The organism is Pseudomonas sp. TE3-3-F2023, assembly GCF_036784815.1.
GTDB classification, from domain to species: domain Bacteria; phylum Pseudomonadota; class Gammaproteobacteria; order Pseudomonadales; family Pseudomonadaceae; genus Aquipseudomonas; species Aquipseudomonas pudica.
The window spans coordinates 570142-592457 of sequence record NZ_CP145113.1 but is presented as its reverse complement, the minus strand read 5'-3'; the positions used below and the strand labels follow the sequence as shown (position 1 = coordinate 592457).

Annotated in this window: 23 protein-coding genes; 22 read left to right on the top strand and 1 reads right to left on the bottom strand. The window is 62.2% G+C overall.

What is annotated here, in order from left to right; genetic code table 11:
* The first annotated feature begins 18 nt into the window (after positions 1–18).
* From potA to V3314_RS02630, 3 genes are read left to right on the top strand one after another with little or no spacing between them, the layout of a single operon-like run.
* Positions 19–1161, top strand: coding sequence for a polyamine ABC transporter ATP-binding protein (potA, locus tag V3314_RS02640; protein WP_046613612.1), 1143 nt, complete (start codon positions 19–21; stop codon positions 1159–1161).
* Positions 1158–2078, top strand: a complete 921-nt coding sequence (locus tag V3314_RS02635; RefSeq protein ID WP_015272217.1) for an ABC transporter permease subunit — start codon at positions 1158–1160, stop codon at positions 2076–2078. Before potA ends, V3314_RS02635 begins: the two co-directional genes overlap by 4 nt.
* Positions 2075–2968, top strand: a complete 894-nt coding sequence (locus tag V3314_RS02630; RefSeq protein WP_046613611.1) for an ABC transporter permease subunit — start codon at positions 2075–2077, stop codon at positions 2966–2968. Before V3314_RS02635 ends, V3314_RS02630 begins: the two co-directional genes overlap by 4 nt.
* 106 nt (positions 2969–3074) lie before the next feature.
* On the opposite strand, the gene V3314_RS02625 is transcribed toward V3314_RS02630, so the two are convergent.
* The gene (locus V3314_RS02625) at positions 3075–3530 is read right to left on the bottom strand and encodes a transposase (RefSeq protein ID WP_085601833.1); all 456 of its coding nucleotides are present in this window, start codon (positions 3528–3530) and stop codon (positions 3075–3077) included.
* A 464-nt stretch (positions 3531–3994) separates the two neighbouring features.
* Here V3314_RS02625 and V3314_RS02620 point away from each other — a divergent pair, with 464 nt between their 5' ends.
* The 19 genes from V3314_RS02620 (at position 3995) to V3314_RS02530 (ending at position 22199) form a co-directional block, all read left to right on the top strand.
* Positions 3995–4216 carry a DUF3077 domain-containing protein gene (locus V3314_RS02620; protein WP_046613610.1) on the top strand — a complete coding sequence of 74 codons (222 nt, stop codon included), beginning with the start codon at positions 3995–3997 and terminating at the stop codon, positions 4214–4216.
* Between the two features lie 215 nt (positions 4217–4431).
* Entirely contained in the window at positions 4432–5520 is a 1089-nt protein-coding gene (locus tag V3314_RS02615; RefSeq protein ID WP_046613609.1) for an efflux RND transporter periplasmic adaptor subunit, read from the top strand.
* Entirely contained in the window at positions 5517–6584 is a 1068-nt protein-coding gene (locus tag V3314_RS02610) for an efflux RND transporter periplasmic adaptor subunit (protein WP_046613608.1), read from the top strand. Before V3314_RS02615 ends, V3314_RS02610 begins: the two co-directional genes overlap by 4 nt.
* Entirely contained in the window at positions 6581–9646 is a 3066-nt protein-coding gene (locus V3314_RS02605; RefSeq protein WP_046613607.1) for an efflux RND transporter permease subunit, read from the top strand. Before V3314_RS02610 ends, V3314_RS02605 begins: the two co-directional genes overlap by 4 nt.
* 238 nt (positions 9647–9884) lie before the next feature.
* A complete protein-coding gene (gene oscA, locus V3314_RS02600; RefSeq protein WP_003258557.1) occupies positions 9885–10067 on the top strand; it encodes a sulfur starvation response protein OscA in 183 nt (60 codons plus the stop codon).
* A gap of 48 nt (positions 10068–10115) precedes the next feature.
* On the top strand, positions 10116–11123 hold the full coding sequence (locus V3314_RS02595) for a sulfate ABC transporter substrate-binding protein (RefSeq protein WP_046613606.1): 1008 nt from the start codon (positions 10116–10118) through the stop codon (positions 11121–11123).
* Between the two features lie 185 nt (positions 11124–11308).
* On the top strand, positions 11309–12127 hold the full coding sequence (gene cysT, locus V3314_RS02590) for a sulfate ABC transporter permease subunit CysT (protein ID WP_046613605.1): 819 nt from the start codon (positions 11309–11311) through the stop codon (positions 12125–12127).
* Positions 12128–12138: 11 nt separating this feature from the next.
* A complete protein-coding gene (gene cysW, locus V3314_RS02585) occupies positions 12139–13011 on the top strand; it encodes a sulfate ABC transporter permease subunit CysW (RefSeq protein WP_025341027.1) in 873 nt (290 codons plus the stop codon).
* 3 nt (positions 13012–13014) lie between these two features.
* Positions 13015–14004 (top strand): sulfate ABC transporter ATP-binding protein, encoded by a 990-nt coding sequence (locus V3314_RS02580; protein WP_013974693.1) that lies wholly within the window; start codon positions 13015–13017, stop codon positions 14002–14004.
* Positions 14005–14322: 318 nt separating this feature from the next.
* Complete coding sequence (locus V3314_RS02575; protein ID WP_025341026.1) at positions 14323–15114, top strand: energy transducer TonB; 792 nt, start codon at positions 14323–14325, stop codon at positions 15112–15114.
* A gap of 30 nt (positions 15115–15144) precedes the next feature.
* Positions 15145–15864: a MotA/TolQ/ExbB proton channel family protein gene (locus V3314_RS02570; protein ID WP_046613603.1), complete on the top strand. Its 720-nt coding sequence runs from the start codon at positions 15145–15147 to the stop codon at positions 15862–15864.
* A 1-nt stretch (position 15865) separates the two neighbouring features.
* The gene (locus tag V3314_RS02565; protein WP_046613602.1) at positions 15866–16267 is read left to right on the top strand and encodes a biopolymer transporter ExbD; all 402 of its coding nucleotides are present in this window, start codon (positions 15866–15868) and stop codon (positions 16265–16267) included.
* A 273-nt stretch (positions 16268–16540) separates the two neighbouring features.
* Positions 16541–17122 (top strand): alpha/beta hydrolase, encoded by a 582-nt coding sequence (locus V3314_RS02560; RefSeq protein WP_046613601.1) that lies wholly within the window; start codon positions 16541–16543, stop codon positions 17120–17122.
* Positions 17123–17186: 64 nt separating this feature from the next.
* Positions 17187–18017, top strand: a complete 831-nt coding sequence (locus V3314_RS02555; protein WP_085601839.1) for a sigma 54-interacting transcriptional regulator — start codon at positions 17187–17189, stop codon at positions 18015–18017.
* A gap of 175 nt (positions 18018–18192) precedes the next feature.
* The gene (locus tag V3314_RS02550) at positions 18193–18978 is read left to right on the top strand and encodes a MetQ/NlpA family ABC transporter substrate-binding protein (protein WP_025341021.1); all 786 of its coding nucleotides are present in this window, start codon (positions 18193–18195) and stop codon (positions 18976–18978) included.
* 276 nt (positions 18979–19254) lie between these two features.
* A complete protein-coding gene (locus tag V3314_RS02545; RefSeq protein ID WP_135002117.1) occupies positions 19255–19920 on the top strand; it encodes an amino acid ABC transporter permease in 666 nt (221 codons plus the stop codon).
* Positions 19901–20560 (top strand): amino acid ABC transporter permease, encoded by a 660-nt coding sequence (locus V3314_RS02540; RefSeq protein WP_338459903.1) that lies wholly within the window; start codon positions 19901–19903, stop codon positions 20558–20560. The genes V3314_RS02545 and V3314_RS02540 overlap by 20 nt, the downstream gene beginning before the upstream one ends.
* Positions 20557–21330: an amino acid ABC transporter ATP-binding protein gene (locus V3314_RS02535; RefSeq protein WP_338459902.1), complete on the top strand. Its 774-nt coding sequence runs from the start codon at positions 20557–20559 to the stop codon at positions 21328–21330. Before V3314_RS02540 ends, V3314_RS02535 begins: the two co-directional genes overlap by 4 nt.
* Entirely contained in the window at positions 21327–22199 is an 873-nt protein-coding gene (locus V3314_RS02530) for a transporter substrate-binding domain-containing protein (RefSeq protein ID WP_046613596.1), read from the top strand. Before V3314_RS02535 ends, V3314_RS02530 begins: the two co-directional genes overlap by 4 nt.
* Positions 22200–22316: the final 117 nt, after the last annotated feature.

Below are 22316 nucleotides of genomic sequence, written 5' to 3'. Positions count from 1 at the left end.
TTGTTGGGAGTTTCACTCATGGCAGTTGCCTCCGGTGCCTATAAAAAAGCCCTCGAGGGTGGCCAGCAACCCAAGCAGGTGCTGGTCAAGATCGACCGGGTCACGAAAAAGTTCGACGAAACGGTAGCCGTGGACGATGTGTCCCTGGAAATCCGCAAGGGCGAGATCTTCGCCCTGCTGGGTGGCTCCGGTTCCGGCAAGTCCACCTTGCTGCGCATGCTGGCCGGCTTCGAGCGCCCGACCGAAGGGCGGATCTTCCTCGATGGCGTCGACATCACCGACATGCCGCCCTACGAGCGGCCGATCAACATGATGTTCCAGTCCTACGCGCTGTTCCCGCACATGACCGTGGCGCAGAACATTGCCTTCGGCCTGCAGCAGGACAAGATGCCCAAGGCAGAGATCGAGGCCCGTGTGGCCGAGATGCTCAAGCTGGTGCACATGACACAGTATGCCAAGCGCAAGCCGCACCAGCTGTCCGGCGGCCAGCGCCAGCGCGTGGCCCTGGCCCGCTCGCTGGCCAAGCGCCCCAAGCTGCTGCTGCTCGACGAGCCGATGGGTGCGCTGGACAAGAAACTGCGTTCGCAGATGCAGCTGGAACTGGTAGAGATCATCGAACGCGTGGGCGTGACCTGCGTGATGGTGACCCACGACCAGGAAGAGGCCATGACCATGGCCCAGCGTATCGCCATCATGCATCTGGGCTGGATCGCCCAGATCGGCTCGCCGGTGGATATCTACGAGACGCCTACCAGCCGCCTGGTGTGCGAGTTCATCGGCAACGTCAACCTGTTCGAAGGTGAAGTGGTCGACGACGCCGAAGGCCACGCGATCATTGCCAGCCCGGAGCTGGAGCGCAAGATCTATGTCGGCCACGGCATCACCACTTCGGTAGAAGACAAGCACATCACCTACGCCCTGCGCCCGGAAAAGATGCTGGTCACCACCCAGCAACCGACCTGCGAGCACAACTGGTCGCGTGGCAAGGTTCACGACATTGCCTACCTGGGTGGGCACTCGGTGTTCTACGTCGAGTTGCCGAGCGGCAAGGTCGTCCAGTCGTTCGTCGCCAACGCAGAGCGCCAGGGCACGCGCCCGACCTGGGGCGATGAAGTGTACGTGTGGTGGGAAGACGACAGCGGCGTGGTACTGCGGTCATGAAACTGCGCAAGCTCAAGCGAGCCTTCCAGCGTATTACCCCGGAGGGGCGGCACCTGGTGATCGGCGTGCCGTTCATCTGGCTGTTCCTGTTCTTCATGCTGCCGTTCTTCATCGTGTTGAAGATCAGCTTCGCCGAAGCCGACGTGGCGATCCCGCCGTATACCGAGATCTACAGCTACGTCGAAGACAAGGTCCAGCTGGTGCTCAACCTGGCCAACTATGGCCTGTTGACCGAGGATGAGCTGTATATCTCGGCCTACCTTGGCTCGCTGAAGATGGCCTTCTTCAGCACCCTGCTGTGCCTGCTGATCGGCTACCCGATGGCCTATGCCATTGCCAACGCCAAGAAGGAAACCCAGACGGTCCTGCTGTTGCTGATCATGATGCCGACCTGGACCGCGATCCTGATCCGCGTCTATGCCTGGATGGGCATTCTCAGCAACAACGGCCTGCTCAACGGCTTCCTGCTTTGGACCGGGTTGATCGACCAGCCGCTGCAGATCCTCAACACCAACCTGGCGGTGTACATCGGTGTGGTCTATTCATACCTGCCGTTCATGATCCTGCCGCTGTTCGCCAACCTGGTGAAGCACGACCCGAGCCTGCTCGAGGCCGCTTCGGACCTGGGTTCGAGCACCTTCAACAGCTTCTGGAAGATCACCGTGCCGCTGTCGAAAAACGGCATCATCGCCGGCTGCATGCTGGTGTTCATCCCGGTGGTGGGTGAGTTCGTGATCCCTGAACTGCTCGGCGGCCCGGAAACCCTGATGATCGGCAAGGTGCTGTGGCAAGAGTTCTTCAACAACCGTGACTGGCCGGTGGCCTCTGCACTGGCGGTGGTGATGCTGGCGATCCTGATCGTGCCGATCCTGCTGTTCAACCGCAGCCAGGCCAAAGAAATGGAGGGCAGGGCATGAAGCGCTTCAGTTTCTCCAAGCTGATGCTTGTGCTCGGCTTGCTGTTCATTTACCTGCCGATGCTGATCCTGGTGATCTACTCGTTTAACGCCTCCAAGCTGGTGACGGTATGGGGCGGCTGGTCGGTGAAGTGGTACGTCGGCTTGCTCGACAACACCCAGCTTATGGGTTCGGTGATGCGTTCGCTGGAAATCGCCTGCTACACGGCGGTGGCGGCGGTGGCGCTGGGTACCCTGGCGGCGTTCGTGTTGACCCGGGTCACCCGCTTCAAGGGCCGCACGCTGTTCGGTGGCCTGGTCACCGCGCCGCTGGTGATGCCCGAGGTGATCACCGGTCTGTCGCTGTTGCTGCTGTTCGTGGCCATGGCGCAGATGATCGGCTGGCCGCAGGAGCGCGGCATCGTCACCATCTGGATCGCCCACACCACGTTCTGTGCGGCGTATGTGGCGGTGGTGGTGTCGGCACGCCTGCGTGAGCTGGACCTGTCGATCGAGGAAGCGGCGATGGACCTGGGTGCCAAGCCGTGGAAGGTGTTCTTCCTGATCACCATCCCGATGATCGCGCCGTCGCTGGCGGCGGGCGGCATGATGTCGTTCGCCCTGTCGCTGGATGACCTGGTGCTGGCCAGCTTCGTGTCAGGCCCTGGTTCTACCACCTTGCCGATGGAAGTGTTCTCGGCAGTGCGCCTGGGCGTGAAACCGGAGATCAACGCCGTGGCAAGCCTGATCCTGCTGTCGGTGTCGCTGGTGACCTTCTTCGTCTGGTACTTCAGCCGCCAGGCCGAAGAGCGTCGTCGCAAGGCGATTCAGCAGGCGATCGAAGAGGGCGCTGCGGCGAATGCTTCGCAGCCACAGGTCAAGCGCCCGGCGCAGGTGGCTGCGTCGGTCTGATCCGGCCCTTTCGCGGGCTTGCCCGCTCCCACAAGGACATCACAGCCTTCAGGCTTGTGATGATCCCTGTGGGAGCGGGCAAGCCCGCGAAGGCCCCAACGCCGACTCAAAGCCATACCGCATCCCAGTGTGGATAGTCCCTGACACTCCTGACCAATCCAGCCCTCAAGGGATTGGCAACAATGTACCGGGCTACATGCACCACACATTCTTCCCGTCGCAGCGCATGGTCATGGTAACCGGGTTGCCAGATCGGTTTGTGCCTGACACCTGCCTTGCGCAACGCAATGGCCGTGCGTGATTTGAACTTGCGCATCAACGTTCCCAATGCCACATCCTTCAGCTCGACCAGCCAATGCAGGTGGTCCGGCATCACTACCCAGGCCAAAGAATGGCAATCCTGAATGTCATTTGAAACCCGCAGATGTTTGACCACCAGGCGAGCATTGTCGAAGTCATGGAACAGTGGTTTTCGTTTGTGCGTGATGGTAGTCAGCAGGTAGAGCCTGCCTGGCTCGGAGTAGCGCCCACGACGCAGTCGGTGGGATTCGGCTAATGGCATTGTGATCTTCCTTGAAATTGAACCTCCTTTTGAAAGGTAGTGGCTGAAGCGGAGGCCACCGGGTGGCTGATGGTTTCTGAATATGGCAGAAGCTTATGCGTTGCTGTGCCGGCCTCTTCGCGGGCGCGCCCGCTCCCACAGGTACAGCACTGGCCTGGGGCTGGCGACATTCCTGTGGGAGCGGGCATGCCCGCGAAGAGGCCCTCGAGGCGTACGACTTTTCATCAACTCAAACCAAAGGCTTCAGTTGGATCGGCTTGGGAATTATCCTACGAGCCGTGTGGAAGCTGCTCTGTTGCTGGGGAAATGCCTCAGGGATAACGTACTTGGGACTGGGTGTGAGAACCCAACGATATAGTGCTTTCGTCATGGCAACCGTGCGCGGGCAGACTTACGTCTGGCTGCGTTCCTATATCCGCGGTTTCTCACCTCGCGTACGGTTGCCGCCCTGATCCGTGAGAAAGATGAAGGTGGCAACTCCTTGTCCAGATATAGGAGATATTCCCTTCAACCATGCCTTCTCCGAACTCTCCGTAATGCTCGGGTGCATCAATCACCTGACGACTGAAGCCGAGATGGAAAATGACCGGCTGGCCGGTAGTGCCGCGAGAATTCTCAGCGGCTTTGCCAAAGCACTGATCGATGACATCGAACTGGGGCTGAACAAGGCTTCAGTTCAGCTCTGACCTGTACCGGCCCTTTCGCGGGTAAACCCGCTCCCACAAGGGACTGTGCAGCCTTCAGGGCTTGCGCATGCCCTGTGGGAGCGGGTTTACCCGCGAAGAGGCTCGCGCAGGCGCCGAAAGTGCCAGCTTGGTCGCGGTCAGTGATGTTTATCGAACCCTGATCTACGCTAACAGTCGCATCCCACGAATCATTTGCGCGCAAGCAAGGAGCCTGCATGACGTTGATGCGTCCGCTGTTGGTCGTCTGCCTGGGGCTTGTGTCCCTGCTGTCGGGCTGTAGTAAGGAAGAAACCACCGAAACACTGCCTCGCGTAGGCGTGCAACAGGTATCACCCACCGACTTCGCGGCCAGGGTCACCTTGACCGGCGATGTACAGGCGCGGGTGCAGACCGACCTGTCGTTCCGTGTGGGCGGCAAGATCATTTCGCGCAGTGTCGATGTCGGTGACCACGTAAAGGCCAACCAAGTGCTGGCGCGGCTGGACCCGAAAGACCTGCAGAACAATGTCGACTCGGCCAAGGCCGAGGTATTCGCCGCGCAGGCGCGGGTCACCCAGACCAGCGCTGCCTTCGTTCGTCAGCAGAAGCTGTTGCCCAAGGGCTACACCAGCCAGAGCGAATACGATTCCGCCGAAGCCGCGCTGCGTAGCAACCAGAGCGCGCTCAAGGCCGCACAGGCGCAATTGGCCAACGCCAACGAACAACTGAGCTATACCGCGCTGGTCTCCGAGGCCGATGGGGTCATCACCGAGCGCCAGGCCGAGGTCGGCCAGGTGGTGCAGGCGACCATGCCAATCTTCAGCCTCGCCACCGATGGCGACCGTGATGCTGTGTTCAATGTCTACGAATCGCTGCTGGTGGCTCCAGCCAGCGATGCCGGCGTGATCGTCAGCCTGCTGGACGACCCCAAGGTCCAGGCCCGTGGCTTCGTGCGCGAAATCACTCCAACAGTGTCTGCGCAAAGCGGCACGGTACAGGTCAAGGTCGGATTGCGGGATGTACCGCCAGGGATGCAACTGGGTGCACCGGTGACGGCCACCACCAATGCACAGGGTCGGCCAAGCATCGAGCTGCCATGGTCGGCACTGACCAAGGCCCTGCATGAACCCGCCGTCTGGGTAGTGGGCGAGGGTGACAAGGTAGAGCTGCGCAAGGTCGAGGTCAGCCGTTATCTCACCGGCAGGATCGTGGTCGCCAGTGGCCTGAAAGGCGGCGAAACCGTGGTGGTCAATGGCGGGCAGTTGCTGCACCCCGGCATGCAGGTGCAGAAGGTAGATGCCAGCGCCCAAGGGGGGGAGCTATGAATCGCCTGCTGATGATCCTGTCGGCCGGCGTGCTGCTGGCCGGTTGCAGTAGCGAGGACGAAGCACCAGAGCCGATTCGGCCGGTGCTGTCGGTCAAGGTCGAACCCCAGGTGCAGTCGCAGTTGGGCCGTTTCGCCGGCAGTATCCAGGCGCGTTTCGAAAGCACCTTGGGCTTCCGGGTTTCCGGGCGTATTGCTCGGCGCTGGCTGGATGTGGGCGCTCAGGTGAAACCGGGTGACATCCTGGCCACCCTCGACCCGACCGACCAGCAGAACCAGTTGCGCGCCGCCGAAGGCGACCTGGCCAAGGTGCAGGCGCAGTGGATCAACGCCCAGGCCGATGCCCGCCGCCAGCAACAGCTTTACGACCGTGGCGTAGGCGCCCAGGCCCAGCTGGATATCGCCCAGACCAACCTGAAAACCACCAGCGCGGCGTTGGAGCAGGCGCGCTCCGCGCTCAGCCAGGCGCGTGACCAGCTCGACTACAGTACCCTGCGCACCGACCACGCTGCGGTAATCACTGCCTGGCAGGCCGAAGCCGGGCAAACCGTCACCGCCGGCCAGGCCGTGGTAACCCTGGCCAGGCCGGATGTGAAGGAAGCAGTGATCGACCTGCCGATCGGCCTGGCCGAGCAGTTGAGCAAAGGCCTGACCTTCACCGTTGCTTCGCAGCTGGACCCGACCATCAACACCACCGCCAGCCTGCGGGAACTGGAACCCCAAGCCGACGCCACCACTCGCACCCGCCGCGCTCGCCTGACCCTGGCCAGCACCCCGGCGGCCTTCCACCTGGGCACCGCCATCAGCGTGACCCTGAGTTCGGAGGTATCGCCACGCAGCGAACTGCCTTTGAGTGCCTTGCTCGAGCGCGACGGCAAGACCCAGGTATGGGTGATCGATACGCAGCAGAAGACCGTGGCCACTCGTGACGTGGCCCTGATCGGCCGCACCGCCGACAGCATCGTCCTGACTTCGGGCGTACAGCCCGGCGAGCGGGTGGTGACAGCGGGCGTGAACAGCCTCAAGCCCGGCCAGAAGGTCACCTTCGACGAGGATGCGCAATGAAAGGAAGCTTCAACCTGTCCGACTGGGCACTCAAGCATCAATCGTTCGTCTGGTACCTGATGTTCGTTGGCCTGCTGATGGGGATCTTCTCCTACTTCAACCTGGGCCGTGAGGAAGACCCGTCCTTCACCATCAAGACCATGGTCATCCAGACCCGCTGGCCCGGCGCGACCCAGGACGAAACCCTGTACCAGGTCACCGACCGTATCGAGAAGAAGCTAGAGGAACTCGACTCCCTCGACTACACCAAAAGCTACACCCGCCCCGGCGAATCCACGGTCTACGTGTACCTGCGCGACACCACCAAGGCCAAGGACATCCCGGAAATCTGGTACCAGGTGCGCAAGAAGATCCAGGACATTCGCGGTGAATTCCCTGCGGGCATCCAGGGGCCAGGGTTCAACGATGAATTCGGCGATGTGTTCGGTTCGATCTACGCCTTCACCGCCGACGGCCTGACCCTGCGCCAGCTGCGCGACTACGTGGAACAGGCGCGGGCCGAAGTGCGCGATGTGCCCAACATCGGCAAGATCGAGCTGATCGGTACCCAGGACGAAGTGCTGTACCTGAACTTCTCCACCCGCAAGCTGGCAGCCTTGGGCATCGATCAGCGCCAGGTCATGCAGGCCCTGCAATCGCAAAACGCCGTGACCCCTGCCGGTGTGATCGAGGCCGGGCCGGAACGTATCTCGGTGCGTACCTCCGGGCAGTTCACCTCGGAAAAGGACCTGCAAACCGTCAACCTGAAGATCAACGACCGCTTCTTCCGCCTGGCCGATATCGCCGATATCGAGCGCGGCTACGTCGACCCTCCTTCGCCGATGTTCCGCTACAACGGCCAGACGGCGTTGGGCCTGGCCATCGGCATGAAGGCCGGCGGCAATATCCAGGTGTTCGGCGCGGCTCTGAAAAAGCGCATGGACAAGGTGATCGAAGACTTGCCGGTGGGCGTCGGGGTGCACACTGTTTCCGACCAGGCCGTGGTGGTCAAGCAAGCGGTGGGCGGCTTCACCAGTGCGCTGTTCGAGGCGGTGGTGATCGTGCTGGCGGTGAGCTTCGTCAGCCTCGGCGTGCGTGCCGGGCTGGTGGTGGCCTGTTCGATCCCGCTGGTGCTGGCCATGGTGTTCGTGTTCATGGAATACAGCGGTATCACCATGCAGCGGATTTCGCTGGGCGCGCTGATCATCGCCCTGGGCCTGCTGGTGGACGATGCGATGATCACCGTGGAGGTAATGGTCACCCGGCTGGAAATGGGCGAAAGCAAGGAGCAGGCGGCGACTTTTGCCTATACCTCCACAGCCTTCCCCATGCTCACCGGCACCTTGGTGACGGTGGCCGGTTTCGTGCCGATCGGCCTCAATGCCAGTTCGGCGGGTGAGTACACTTACACGCTGTTTGCGGTAATTGCCGTGGCACTGATGGTGTCGTGGGTTGTGGCGGTGTTTTTCGCCCCGGTGCTAGGTGTGCACATTCTCAGCAGCGCCAAGCTCAAGCCCCATGAGGCCGAGCCGGGCCGTGTCGGCCGGGCCTTCGAGCATGGTTTGTTGTGGTGCATGCGCAACCGCTGGCTGACCATCATCGGCACCGTGGTGCTGTTCGCCCTGGCGATCTTCTGCGAGCGCTTCGTGCAGAACCAGTTCTTCCCGTCCTCGGACCGCCCGGAAATCCTCGTCGACCTCAACCTGCCGCAGAACGCCTCGATCGAGGAGACGCGCAAGGTGGTCGACCGCTTCGAGGCGCGGATCAAGGACGACCCGGACCTGGTGCACTGGAGTACCTACATCGGCCAGGGCGCGATCCGCTTCTACCTGCCCCTCGACCAGCAGTTGCAGAACCCGTACTACGCGCAGCTGGTGATCGTCAGCAAGGGCTTCGAGGAACGCCAGGCCATGATGGACCGCCTGCAGAAGATCCTGCATGAAGAGTTCGTTGGCATCGGCACCAACGTGCAATCGCTGGAAATGGGCCCACCGGTGGGCCGGCCGATCCAGTATCGGGTCAGCGGCGCCAATATCGACGAGGTGCGCAAACATGCCATCGAGCTAGCCACCTTGCTCGACCAGAACGAGCACATTGGCGAGATGATCTACGACTGGAACGAGCCGGGGAAGGTGTTGCGCGTGGAAATCGCCCAGGACAAGGCGCGCCAGCTGGGCCTGTCGTCGGAGGATGTGGCCAATGTGATGAACAGCATCGTCAGCGGTGTGCAGATCACCCAGGTCAACGACAACATCTACCTGGTCGACGTGGTCGCCCGTGCCGAGGATAGCGAGCGTGGCTCGCCCGATACGCTGCAGAACCTGCAGATCCTGACACCCAACGGCACCTCGATCCCGCTGCTGGCGTTCGCCACCGTGCGCTACGAGCTGGAGCAGCCGCTGGTATGGCGCCGTGACCGCAAGCCGACCATCACCATCAAGGCCTCGGTCAACGGCGACATCCAGCCAACCGACCTGGTGGCCCAGTTGAAGCCGAAGATCGACGAGTTCGCCAGCAAGTTGCCGGTGGGCTTCGAAGTGGCCACCGGCGGTACGGTGGAAGAAAGCGCCAAGGCGCAGGGGCCGATCCGCAAGGTCATCCCGCTGATGCTGTTCCTGATGGCGACGTTCCTGATGATCCAGCTGCACAGCGTGCAGAAGCTGTTCCTGGTGGTCAGCGTGGCGCCGCTGGGGCTGATTGGCGTGATCATCGCGCTGGTGCCCACAGGTACGCCCATGGGCTTCGTGGCGATTCTCGGCATTCTCGCGCTGGCGGGCATCATCATTCGTAACTCGGTGATCCTGGTGACCCAGATCGACGAGTTCGAAGCCCAGGGCTTGTCGCCGTGGGATGCGGTGGTAGAGGCCACCAACCATCGGCGCCGGCCGATTCTGCTGACTGCGGCGGCGGCGAGCCTGGGCATGATCCCGATTGCCCGCGAGGTGTTCTGGGGGCCGATGGCCTACGCCATGATCGGCGGGATCATCGTGGCGACCCTGCTGACGCTGCTGTTCCTGCCGGCCCTGTATGTGGCCTGGTACAAGATCCGCGAGCCTGAACACAAGACCGAAACCCAGCACTGAACCCTGTGGGAGCGGGCGTGCCCGCGAATGCGATGGTGAATTTACTGACGCATTCGCGGGCACGCCCGCTCCCACAGGGCCTTCTGTTGTCTTGAAAACGAGCTTTTATTTTCGGTTATATAAACATTCTTAAACATTATTTTTAAGAATAACCCCGCCTCACTACTATTGCCCTCAAGCCAGGCGCAAATCCCCCTTCAAACCTCAGCCCGGCACCCTCACTCCAAGGAGAACGAGCATGAGTGCATCTCTGCGTAGCATCGACGGTCAGGACGAAGCCACCATTCTGCGTGAAATCCAGAGCGCTCTGCGCGACCTGCGATTCGGTGCGGTGGAGATTACCGTGCACAACGCTCAGGTCGTACAGATCGAGCGCAAGGAGAAGTTCCGCCTGCAGCAGCCCGGCAACAAGACCGGCTGATCGCGCCACACATTCAAAACTAGAAAAATGCCAATCGGGAGCTTCACCATGTCCATCCGCCGTTATGCGCTCGCCGCCCTGGCCAGTGCTGTTTTTGCCGGTTCCGCCATCGCCAAGGACTACGAACTGCTGAACGTGTCCTACGACCCGACCCGCGAGCTCTATCAGCAATACAACGCCGAGTTCATCAAGCACTGGCAGCAGGCTCACCCGGGCGACAAGGTGAAGATCCAGCAATCCCACGGCGGTTCGGGCAAGCAGGCCCGTGCGGTGATCGACGGACTGCGTGCCGACGTGGTGACCTTGGCCCTGGCCGGCGACATCGATGAAGTCGCCAAGCTCGGCAAGAGCCTACCGGACAACTGGCAGAGCCGCCTGCCGAATGCCAGCACCCCGTACACCTCGACCATTGTGTTCCTGGTGCGCAAGGGCAACCCGAAAGGCATCAAGGACTGGGGCGACCTGATCAAGAAAGACGTTTCGGTCATCACCCCCAACCCGAAAACCTCCGGCGGCGCCCGTTGGAATTTCCTGGCTGCCTGGGCCTATGGCCTGAAGGCCGGCGGTAGCGAAGCAAAGGCCAAGGAATACGTGCAGGAGCTGTTCAAGCACGTTCCGGTGCTGGATACCGGCGCCCGTGGCTCGACCATCACCTTCGTCAATAACGGCCAGGGCGATGTGCTGTTGGCCTGGGAAAACGAGGCCTTCCTGGCGCTGAAGGAAGACGGTGGTGCCGACAAGTTCGACATCGTCGTGCCGTCGTTGTCGATCCTCGCCGAGCCGCCGGTGGCGGTGGTGGACAAGAACGCCGAGAAGAAGGGCAATACCGAGATTGCCACCGAATACCTCAAGCACCTGTACAGCCCGGCCGGGCAGAAGATTGCCGCCGAGAACTTCTACCGCCCGCGTGACGAGAAGGTCGCTGCCGAGTTCGGCAAGCAATTCCCGAAACTTGAGCTGGTAACCATCGACAAGGACTTTGGTGGCTGGAAAACTGCACAACCGAAATTCTTCAACGATGGCGGTGTGTTCGACCAGATCTATCAGGCACAGTAATCGCCAAGGAAAAGCGGGGCCGCCATGCGGCCCATTCGCGACGCAAGGCCGCTCCCACAAGGAACCGCAATCTCCTGTGGGAGCGGCCTTGCGTCGCGATTGGGCTGCAAAGCAGCCCCAAGATTCAGAAGCCTGCACCGGCCCGGGATTGATTCCGGGTTTCGTGCGTTCAACCAGGGATATTTATGTCACGCCGCATTTCCCCCGTCATACCCGGCTTCGGGCTGACGCTGGGCTACACCTTGGTGTACCTCAGCCTGATCGTGCTGATACCGCTGGCCGCCATGTTCGTGCATGCCGCGCAGCTTACCTGGGAGCAGTTCTGGAACGTCATCAGCGCGCCGCGGGTGATTGCCGCGCTCAAGCTGAGTTTCGGCACCGCCCTGTTCGCCGCCATCATCAACGGTGTGATCGGTACCCTGCTGGCATGGGTGCTGGTGCGCTACACCTTCCCTGGGCGCAAGATCATCGATGCGATGATCGACCTGCCGTTCGCCCTGCCCACGGCCGTAGCCGGTATCGCCCTGACCGCCCTGTACGCACCCTCGGGCTGGGTTGGCCAGTTCGCCACCGACCTGGGCTTCAAGATCGCCTACACCCCGCTGGGTATCACCCTGGCGCTGACCTTCGTCACCCTGCCGTTCGTGGTGCGGACGGTGCAGCCGGTACTGGCCGACATTCCGCGTGAAGTGGAGGAGGCCGCCGCCTGCCTGGGCGCCAAGCCGCTGCAAGTGTTCCGCCACGTGCTGGCGCCAGCGTTGCTGCCTGCCTGGCTGACAGGCTTTGCCCTGGCCTTCGCCCGTGGCGTGGGCGAGTATGGTTCGGTGATCTTCATTGCCGGCAACATGCCGATGAAGACCGAGATATTGCCGCTGCTGATCATGGTCAAGCTCGACCAGTACGACTACACCGGCGCGACCGCCATTGGCGTGCTGATGCTGGTGGTTTCCTTCATCCTGCTGCTGCTGATCAACCTGCTGCAGCGCCGCATCGAAACCCCTTGAAGGAGGCCGGCATGTCCAGTTCATCCCTGAATGCAACCGCCGCCGCCAACGCCGCCCGCCGGGGCAGCGCCACTTCGCGGCGTATCTTGATCGGCCTAGGCTGGCTGGTGTTCGCGCTGTTCCTGCTGCTGCCACTGGTGATCGTGGTATCGCAGGCACTGAAGAACGGTTTTGGCACCTTCTTCGAGGCGATCTTCGAGCCGGATGCGTTGTCGGCGCTGAAGCTGACCCTGCTCGCCGTGGTCATTTCGGTGCCGCTGAACCTGGTGTTCGGCGTCAGCGCCGCCTGGTGCGTGAGCAAGTACACCTTCCGTGGCAAGAGTATCCTGGTCACCCTGATCGACCTGCCGTTCTCGGTGTCGCCGGTGATCGCCGGCCTGGTCTACGTGCTGATGTTCGGTGCGCAAGGCCTGTTCGGGCCGTGGCTGCAGGACCACGATATCCAGATCGTGTTCGCCCTGCCGGGCATCGTTCTGGCCACCATCTTCGTCACCGTACCGTTCGTGGCCCGTGAGCTGATACCGCTGATGCAGGAGCAGGGCACCCAGGAAGAGGAGGCCGCGCGCCTGCTCGGTGCCAATGGTTGGCAGATGTTCTGGCACGTGACCCTGCCGAACATCAAATGGGGCCTGATCTATGGCGTGGTGCTGTGCACTGCGCGGGCAATGGGCGAGTTTGGTGCGGTGTCGGTCGTGTCGGGCCACATTCGCGGCGTGACCAATACCTTGCCGCTGCACGTGGAGATCCTCTACAACGAGTACAACCATGTCGCGGCCTTCAGCGTGGCCAGCCTGCTGCTGATCCTGGCGCTCTTCATCCTGCTGCTCAAGCAGTGGAGCGAGAACCGTATTAACCGCCTGCGCCACAGCGCCGCGGAGGAATGATTCATGTCGATCGAAGTTCGTAACGTCAGCAAGCGCTTCAACAGCTTCCAGGCCCTGGACAACATCAACCTGGACATCAACAGCGGCGAGCTGGTGGCCCTGCTCGGCCCGTCCGGCTGCGGCAAGACCACCCTGCTGCGCATCATCGCCGGCCTGGAAACCCCGGACCAGGGCAATATCGTGTTCCATGGCGAGGACGTGTCCGGCCATGACGTTCGCGACCGCAACGTCGGTTTCGTGTTCCAGCACTACGCGTTGTTCCGCCACATGAGTGTGTTCGACAACGTCGCCTTCGGCCTGCGCATGAAGCCCAAGGGCGAGCGTCCGAGCGAGAGCAAGATTGCCGAGAAGGTGCATGAACTGCTGAACATGGTGCAGCTGGACTGGCTGTCCGACCGCTACCCCGAGCAGTTGTCCGGTGGCCAGCGCCAGCGTATCGCCCTGGCTCGTGCGCTGGCGGTGGAGCCCAAGGTGCTGCTGCTGGACGAGCCGTTCGGTGCGCTGGATGCCAAGGTGCGCAAGGAGCTGCGTCGCTGGCTGGCGCGCCTGCACGAGGACATCAACCTGACGTCGGTGTTCGTCACCCACGACCAGGAAGAGGCCATGGAAGTGGCTGACCGCATCGTGGTGATGAACAAGGGCGTGATCGAGCAGATCGGCTCGCCGGGCGAGGTGTACGAGCACCCGGCCAACGACTTCGTCTACCACTTCCTTGGTGACTCCAACCGCCTGGCCTTGAGCGAAGGGCATCATGTGCTGTTCCGCCCGCATGAGGTGTCGCTGTCGCGGCACGAGACCGAAGGGCACCATGCAGCCGAGGTGAGGGATATTCGGCCGCTGGGCGCGACCACGCGGGTGACCTTGAAGGTGGAGGGGCAGAGCGAGCTGATCGAGGCCGAAGTGGTCAAGGACCATGACAGCCTGACCGGGTTGGCGCGGGGGGAGACATTGTTCTTCCGGCCGAAGGTTTGGCAGAAGGTAGCGGATATCTGAGACGCCTTTGATGATGGAAAACCCGGGATTGGTCCCGGGTTTTTTATTGCCTGGGAGATTGTCGGGGCTGCTTTTCAGCCCATCGCCGGCAAGCCCTCGCGGCAATCTCATGCCTTGCGCGAATATTTTGAATGCCTGCAAAGCATGATTCACGGCTCGCTCTGCTACACCCCGCGTAACTCGCGGCGTTGAGAAAACTTGCCAAAATATATATTCAGTAAAGTTCTAACCATAATTTTAAACATTACTTTAAGAGATAAGCCCCTGACCCCGATGATTCAGCCACACACCTGAATCGAGACCCCAGGAGTTTGATCAATGGGTAATGTCCAGTCGGCCGTCAGGGCCTACGACCAGCCATGGCGCCCGGCCCCGGGCGACCTGGTCGACCTTGGACGCACGCTTCGCCTCCCGCTTGGCCAGCTGCGCCTGCAACGCACGCCCGTCAGTGGGCTCAAGCGCCGCGACAAGCTGGTGTTGGGCCTGCTGGTGCTGGCCTTGCATGGCGCAGCAGCGTATTGGGTCAGCCAGGCACCAACGCCCGAGCTGCCGGTGGTGCCACCGCAAGTACCACCGATGACCATCGAGTTCGCCGCGCCGGCACCGCCTGTGGTCGAGCCACCGCCACCAGCCCCGGCACCGCCGGTAGTCCAGCCGCCACCGCCGCCTGTTGTCGACGAACTGGCCGCCAAGCCCAAACCCAAACCAAAGCCCGTGCCCAAGCCGGTGGTCAAGCAACAGCCAAAACCGCAGCCCAAGCCGGTCGAGGCCCCGCCGCCAGCCCCTGTAGCCGCTCCGGCACCGCCAGCGCCACCCGCGCCGGCCCCGGTCACCCCGGCATCGGCCAACGCTGCGTACCTGAAGAATCCGGCGCCCGAGTACCCGCAGATGGCTCAGCGCCGCGGTTGGGAAGGCACCGTGCTGCTGCGCGTCGAGGTGCTGCCCAGCGGCAAGCCCGGGCAGATCCAGATCCAGAAGAGCAGCGGCCGCGATGCCCTCGACGCTGCCGCACTGGCTGCGGTCAAGCGCTGGAGCTTCGTGCCTGCCAAGCAGGGCGACGTGGCCCAGACCGGCTGGGTCAGCGTGCCGATCGATTTCAAGCTTCGCTAACTTTTTCGCAGAACACAGGAAGACATCATCATGAGCCTGCTGGCATCCCCCCTCGAATCCGTTGAAAGCGCAGTCATCTGGCTGCTGGTCGGTTTTTCTGTCGTCACCTGGGGCCTGGCCCTGGTCAAGGTCGTGCAGTTCGTGCGGCTGAAGAACCAGGACAAGCGCTTCCACCAGCAGTTCTGGGCCGCTTCGAGCCTGGACTCGGCTGCCGAGCCTAGCCACGAACTGCCTGGCCCTGCCGCCCGTGTTGCCCAGGCCGGTTATGCCGCCATCGCCGTCGGTGACAGCCAGGCCAATGACCTGAGCCACGCCATCAATCACCAGGACCGCCTGGAACGCGCCCTGCGCCAGCAGATCGTGCGTGAGCGCCGTTCGCTGGAAACCGGCCTGGCGGTGGTCGCCAGTATTGGCAGTACCTCGCCCTTCATCGGCCTGTTCGGCACCGTGTGGGGCATCATGGAAGCGCTCAAGGGCATCAGCGCGGCCGGTTCCGCCAGCCTGGAAACCGTGGCCGGGCCGATTGGCGCGGCACTGGTGGCCACCGGCGTGGGTATCGCCGTCGCGGTGCCGGCGGTGCTGGTCTACAACTACTTCCTGCGCCGCCTCAAGCTTACCGCCGCCGACCTCGATGATTTCGCCCACGACTTCTACAGCCTGGCGCAGAAGAGTGCCTTCCGCGTGCTGGTGCACCCGGCGGTGCACAGGCCCCAGGCCGGTTTCACCCAGCCTGTGAAGGAGGCATCCTGACATGGCCTTTTCGACCCAGGACAGTGATGAAGTCCTCAGTGAAATCAACGTCACGCCGTTGGTGGACGTCATGCTGGTGTTGCTGGTGGTGTTCATCGTTACCGCGCCGCTGCTGACCAATGCCATACCCATCAACCTGCCCAAGACCGAGGCCGTGGCCCCGGTGGAGCAGAAGGACCCGCTGGTGGTCAGCATCGATGGTGACGGCAAGTTGTTCATCAACAAGGATGAGATCCAGCCCGACTTGCTGGAAACCAGCCTCAAGGCCGCCAAAAGCAAGGACGCGGACGTGCGCGTACAACTGCAGGCCGATGACGGTGTGAACTACGGCGAAGTGGCGCGGGCCATGGCGGCTATCGAACGTGCCGGGATCAGCAAGCTGGCAGTGATTACCGCGCGCTGATCTCGTCGACTTTCTTCAGGCAAGTGCTTAGGGGCCATATCTCTTGGCAGGGGATGGCCCTTTTTTTTGCCAGGATTTCATGGCTATCAATGCCCCCTGTGGGAGCGGTTTCACCCGCGGATGCGATGTAGGTATCACCGACGCATTCGCGGATAAACCCGCTCCCACAGGGATTGCATTTCGGTTATTAATAAATAGCTTCTTATTCCTTTACTGATATAACTCCCTCCCTATACTTGTCTCCAAGCACGCAAACTCACTGGAGGCGTCCCCATGCGCAATGAGTCGATTCGTTACCTGATTGTGCCGGGCTGGCAAGGATCGCCAGACAACCATTGGCAAAGTCACTGGCAGCGCACCCTGCCCAATAGCACCCGGGTCGAGCAGCACGACTGGCTGACCCCGCAACGCCAGGACTGGGTGCAGGCACTGGAGCAGGCGATTGCCGCCGAGCGCTCGCCGGTGATTCTGATTGCCCATAGCCTGGGCTGCATAACCGTCGCTCATTGGGCCGCGCAAGCCAGCCCGGCCCTGCTGCGGCGGGTACGGGGCGCGCTGCTGGTGGCGCCAGCAGACGTAGAGCGGCCGACCTGCGCGCCGGCTCTGCGCAATTTCGCGCCGATCCCGACCGAAGCACTGCCATTTCCCAGCCAGGTGGTCAGCTCGGACAACGACCCGGCCGTGAGCGTGCCAAGGGCGTTATACCTGGCCCAGGTCTGGGGCGCCGAAGCAGGGCTGCTGACCAATGCCGGGCACATCAACGTCAAGTCCGGCCATGAGCGCTGGGAACAAGGTTTCGCCTACCTGTATCGCTTGCAGAGCCGGGTCGAGCAGCGCGCACTGCGCCGCGCCTGATCGCCCTTACTGTTTACCGCTTGCCTGACGCCCGGCCATTGCAGGCCTGGGGCGGGAGTTCGTCATGACTTTTCAAAACCCTTTTGGCCAGCCATTGCTGACCTTCCCTGAGCTGGACAAGAGCCCGCTGAGCATCCGCGCCAAGGCACTGGTGTTCATCGACCCACGGTCACAGCAGCTGCGCGAGGAGCTCGAGCGCCTGGCGCCACAGCCCTTGCCAGTGCTGATCCGCGGCGAAACCGGCACTGGCAAGGAACTGCTGGCCCGGCAGATCCACCGTGCCAGTGACCGCAGCGGGTTGTTCGTGTCGGTCAACTGCGCGGCCATCAGCCCCACCTACGCCGATGCCGAGCTGTTCGGCTACAGTGCGGGCAGCCAGGGCGGCACAGCCAGCAGCCGCGCCGGCTGGTTCGGCTCGGCCAATGGCGGCACGTTGTACCTGGACGAGATCGCCGACTTGCCGCTGGCCATCCAGGGCAAGCTGCTGGCAGCCCTGGAAAACCGCGAGGTTACCCGGGTGGGTGCACAGCAGCCGCAGCCGGTGGACGTGCGCCTGGTGGCTGCTACCAGCATCGACCTGGCGCGGGTGGTGCGCGCGGGACGCTTCAACGAGCGCCTGTACCAGTACCTGCGCGAGGGGGCGCTGGAGCTGCCGCCACTGCGCGAGCGGCCGGGCGATATCCTGCCGTTGGCCGAGTACTTCGTGGGCATCTACAGCGTGCGCCTGCAGCGGCCTGTGCCGCTCGTGAGCGAGGCGGCGCAGCAGGTGCTGGAAGCACATCCCTGGCCGGGCAACACCCGTGAACTGGAGAACGTCATCCACTTCGCCTTGCTGGTGAATGACGGCGAAGAGATCCTGGCTGAGGACCTCGACCTGGCAAACCCCGCGCGCTAGACACCGCTCATAAGCAAAGTGGCTGATGGCAGTTTGCTTTTGGAATAAGCAGCTAAATAAAAGATATTGTTACGGAATAAAAAATCTGGGTATTGTCCGCCTCACGCCCGCTGGTGAACCGGTTGGGCACCCGATTCGCCATCGCCGATGGCCCAGAACCAGAACAAGGATCACCATGAAGAAGACCCTGCTGACCACTGCCCTGGCCGCTGCCCTGTCGTTTGCCGGCCTGGCTGCTGCCGCCGAGAAACTGGTGGTTGCCGCCACCCCGGTACCGCACGCCGAAATCCTCGAGCTGATCAAGCCGACCCTGGCCAAGGAAGGTGTGGACCTTCAGATCAAGGTCTTCACCGACTATGTGCAGCCGAACGTCCAGGTTGACCAGAAGCGCCTGGACGCCAACTACTTCCAGACCCTGCCGTACCTGCAGAACTTCAACGAAGGCAAGGGCACCCACCTGGATACCGTGATCGGCGTGCACGTCGAACCCTTCGGTGGTTACTCGAAGAAGGTCAAGAGCCTGAGTGAACTGAAAGAAGGCGCTACCGTTGCCATCCCTAACGAGGGCAGCAACAGCGGCCGCGCTCTGCTGCTGTTGCAGAAGGCTGGCCTGATCACCCTGAAGGATCCGAAAAACGCACTGGCCACCCCCAAGGACATTGCCGAGAACCCGAAGAAGCTGAAGTTCCGCGAGCTTGAGTCGGCCATGCTGCCGCGCGTGCTGGACCAGGTCGACCTGGACATGATCAACACCAACTACGCCCTGGAAGCCGGCCTGAACCCGGCCAAGGACGCGCTGGTGATCGAAGGTAGCGACTCGCCATACGTGAACTTCCTGGTCGCCCGCCCTGACAACAAGGACAGCGAAGCCATCCAGAAACTGGCCAAGGCCCTGACCAGCCCGGAAGTGAAGGAATTCATCGCCAAGAAGTACCAAGGTGCGGTGCTGCCGGCGTTCTGATGCGCTTGCATTACCTTGCATGACCCAACGCCGACACCATGTGTCGGCGTTTTTGCTTGTGGGCGCAGGACCCTGTGGGAGCGGGCGCGCCCGCGAAGCAGGCGACGCGGTGGATGGCACCGGCTACGCCGGTGTTCGCGGGCGCGCCCGCTCCCACAGGGTACTGCGTGACGTCTCGGTGATATGAATATTCTATAAAGGTATTTATTAAAAAGTTTTTAGATCATTAGAGTCTATCTATCGTGCCCACGCGCACCCTGCAGACCTGCTTTACCCATGACCCTCGACACCGCATTCATCCTCGGCACACTGCCCGCCTTCCTCAAGGCAGTGGGCGTGACCCTGCAGGTCGGCCTGATCGCCATCGCCACCTCGCTGCTGGTCGCCCTGGTCAACGCCACACTGCTGGTATTGCGCACCCCGTACCTGTGGCGCCTGGTAAAAGCCTACGTGGAGCTGGCGCGCAACACGCCGCTGCTGATCCAGTTGTTCTTCGTCTACTTCGCCTTGCCCAGCCTGGGCCTGAAGATTTCCGGCTTTGCCGCGGCAATCATCACCATGACTTTCATGGGCGGTGCCTACCTGACCGAAGTGCTGCGCGCCGGCATCGAGGCCGTGCCCCGTGCCCAGCTGGAGTCCGGGCGCTCCATCGGCCTGTCCGAAGGCCAGTTGCTGCGTCATGTGGTGCTGCCCCAGGCCGGCATCCTCAGCCTGCCGGCACTGTTCGCCAACTTCATCTTCCTGCTCAAGGAAACCACCGTGGTTTCGGCGGTGGCCGTGCCGGAAATTCTCTACACCACCAAGAACTACATCGCGCTGTATTACAAGACCTATGAAATGCTCACCGTGCTGACCTTGCTATGTGTGCTGCTGTTCCTGCCGCTGTCGTTGCTGCTGCGCTATATCGAAAGGAGGCTGCAACATGGCCAGTTCGGCGTCTGAACTGCTGCTGCAGGCATTGCCGCAACTGGCTGGCGGCGCGGTGCAGACCCTGGCCATTTCTGCGCTGGGCATCCTCTTCGCGACGCTGGGCGGTGTGCTCTATGGTGTGCTGGCAACCTTGGGCAACCGTACCCTGAACATTGCCTTGCAAGTGTACCTGGAGCTGTTCCGTGCCATACCGGTGCTGGTCTGGCTTTATCTGGCGTTCTTCGGCCTGCCGATCTTTCTGGCCGTGAGCATTCCCAGCTTCTGGTGCGCGGTGCTGGTGCTGAGCCTGTGGGGCGCCAGCGAGGTGGGCGAGGTGGTGCGTGGCGCATTGCACTCGCTGCCGCGCGGCCAGCGCGAGGCGGGGTTGTCGATCGGTCTGGCAGGCTGGCAGCTGTACGGCTACGTGCTGTTGCCCCAGGCGCTCAAGCGCATGACCCCGCCAACCATCAACATCTACACGCGGATCATCAAGACCAGCTCGCTGGCGGTGCTGATCGGCGTGGTCGAGGTGATCAAGGCCGGCCAGCAGATCATCGAACGCACCTACGAGTCGGTGCTGATCTACGGCGCCTTGTTCCTGTTCTTCTTCATCGTCTGCTATCCGCTGTCCGCCGCTTCACGCGTGCTGGAACGCCGCTGGGCCCACTCATGAGCGCATTGATCGAATTCCAGGGTTTCAACAAGTTCTTTGGCGAGCACCAGGTGCTCAAGGACGTCGACCTCCAGGTGGCGGCCGGCGAGGTGGTGGTCATTCTCGGCCCCAGCGGCTGTGGCAAAAGCACGCTGCTGCGCTGCCTCAACGGCCTGGAGCAGGCCCACGGCGGCCACCTGCGCCTGGCCGGGCAGGAGCTGCTCGACCCGCGTACCGATTGGCGCGAAGTCCGCCAGCGGGTCGGCATGGTGTTCCAGAGCTATCACCTGTTCGGTCACATGAGCGTGATCGACAACCTGCTGCTTGGCCCGCTCAAGGTACAAAGGCGCGAGCGCGCCGAAGCCCAGGCCCAGGCCGAGGCGCTGCTGGCGCGGGTCGGCCTGCTGGACAAACGCGACGCCTTTCCCCGGCAACTGTCCGGGGGCCAGCAGCAGCGCATAGCCATCGTGCGTTCGCTGTGCATGAACCCCGAGGTGATGCTGTTCGACGAGGTTACCGCGGCCCTCGACCCAGAAATGGTCAAGGAGGTGCTACAGGTGATCCAGGGCCTGGCACGCGACGGCATGACCTTGCTCATCGTTACCCACGAAATGGCCTTCGCTCGCGCGGTGGCCGACCGCATCGTGTTCATGGAGGCCGGCAGGATCCTTGAACAGGGCGACCCCGAGAGCTTCTTGACACGACCGCGGACCGCACGCGCGCAGCAGTTCCTGGAGAAATTCTCCTTCGTAGAAAGCCTGCCGAAGACACTGCACAAGGAACTGTCATGAAAACTGCCAACCTCACCAAACTGCTGGCGCCGTTGTTCGGCCTGGCCCTGCTGGCCGGCTGCAACAAGGCTGAAGAGCCACCCAAGCCGGCGGCGGCCTCGCCGGCCACCAGCTACCTGGAAACCATCAAGGCCCGCGACAAGCTGATTGTCGGCGTGTTCACCGACAAGCCACCGTTCGGTTTCGTCGATGAGCAGGGCCGCTACGTGGGCTTTGACACCGATATCGGCCGGCGCCTGGCCAAGGACCTGCTGGGTGATGAAAACAAGGTCGAGTTCGTTGCCGTGGAGCCGGCCAGCCGTATCCCGTTCCTGCAGAGCGACAAGGTCGACCTGATTCTCGCCAACATGACCGTGACCCCGGAGCGCAAGGAAGCGGTGGACTTCACCAACCCCAACCTGCGCGTTGCCGTGCAGGCAATCGTCGCGGATGGCAGCCCGGTGCAGAAGCTCGACGACCTGGCCGACAAGACCATCATCGTCACCACCGGCACCACCGCTGATATCTGGCTGACCAAGAACCACCCGGACTGGAAACTGCTCAAGTTCGAAAAGAACAGCGAGTCGTTGCAGGCGCTGGCCGCCGGGCGTGGCGATGCTTATGCGCAGGACAACCTGATTCTGTTCAGCTGGGCCAAGCAGAACCCGGGGTACCGCGTGTTGCCTGAGCTGCTGGGTGAAGAAGCCCCGATTGCACCGGCGGTGAAGAAGGGCAACACCGAACTGCGTGACTGGGTGAATGCCGAGCTGGCCAAGCTGGGGGAGGAGAAGTTTCTGCTGAAGCTGTATGACCAGTATGTGCGCAAGGAACTGAGCGATGACACCAAGCCGGAAAGCGTGATTGTGGAAGGGGGCAAGTGGCAAGGTTAGTCGGGTAAATGGGGCCATTGTGGGAGCGGGTTCACCCGCGAACACCGGCTAAGCCGGTGCCATGCACCGAGTTGCCTGCTTCGCGGGTGAACCCGCTCCCACAAGGGCTGCAAGGCA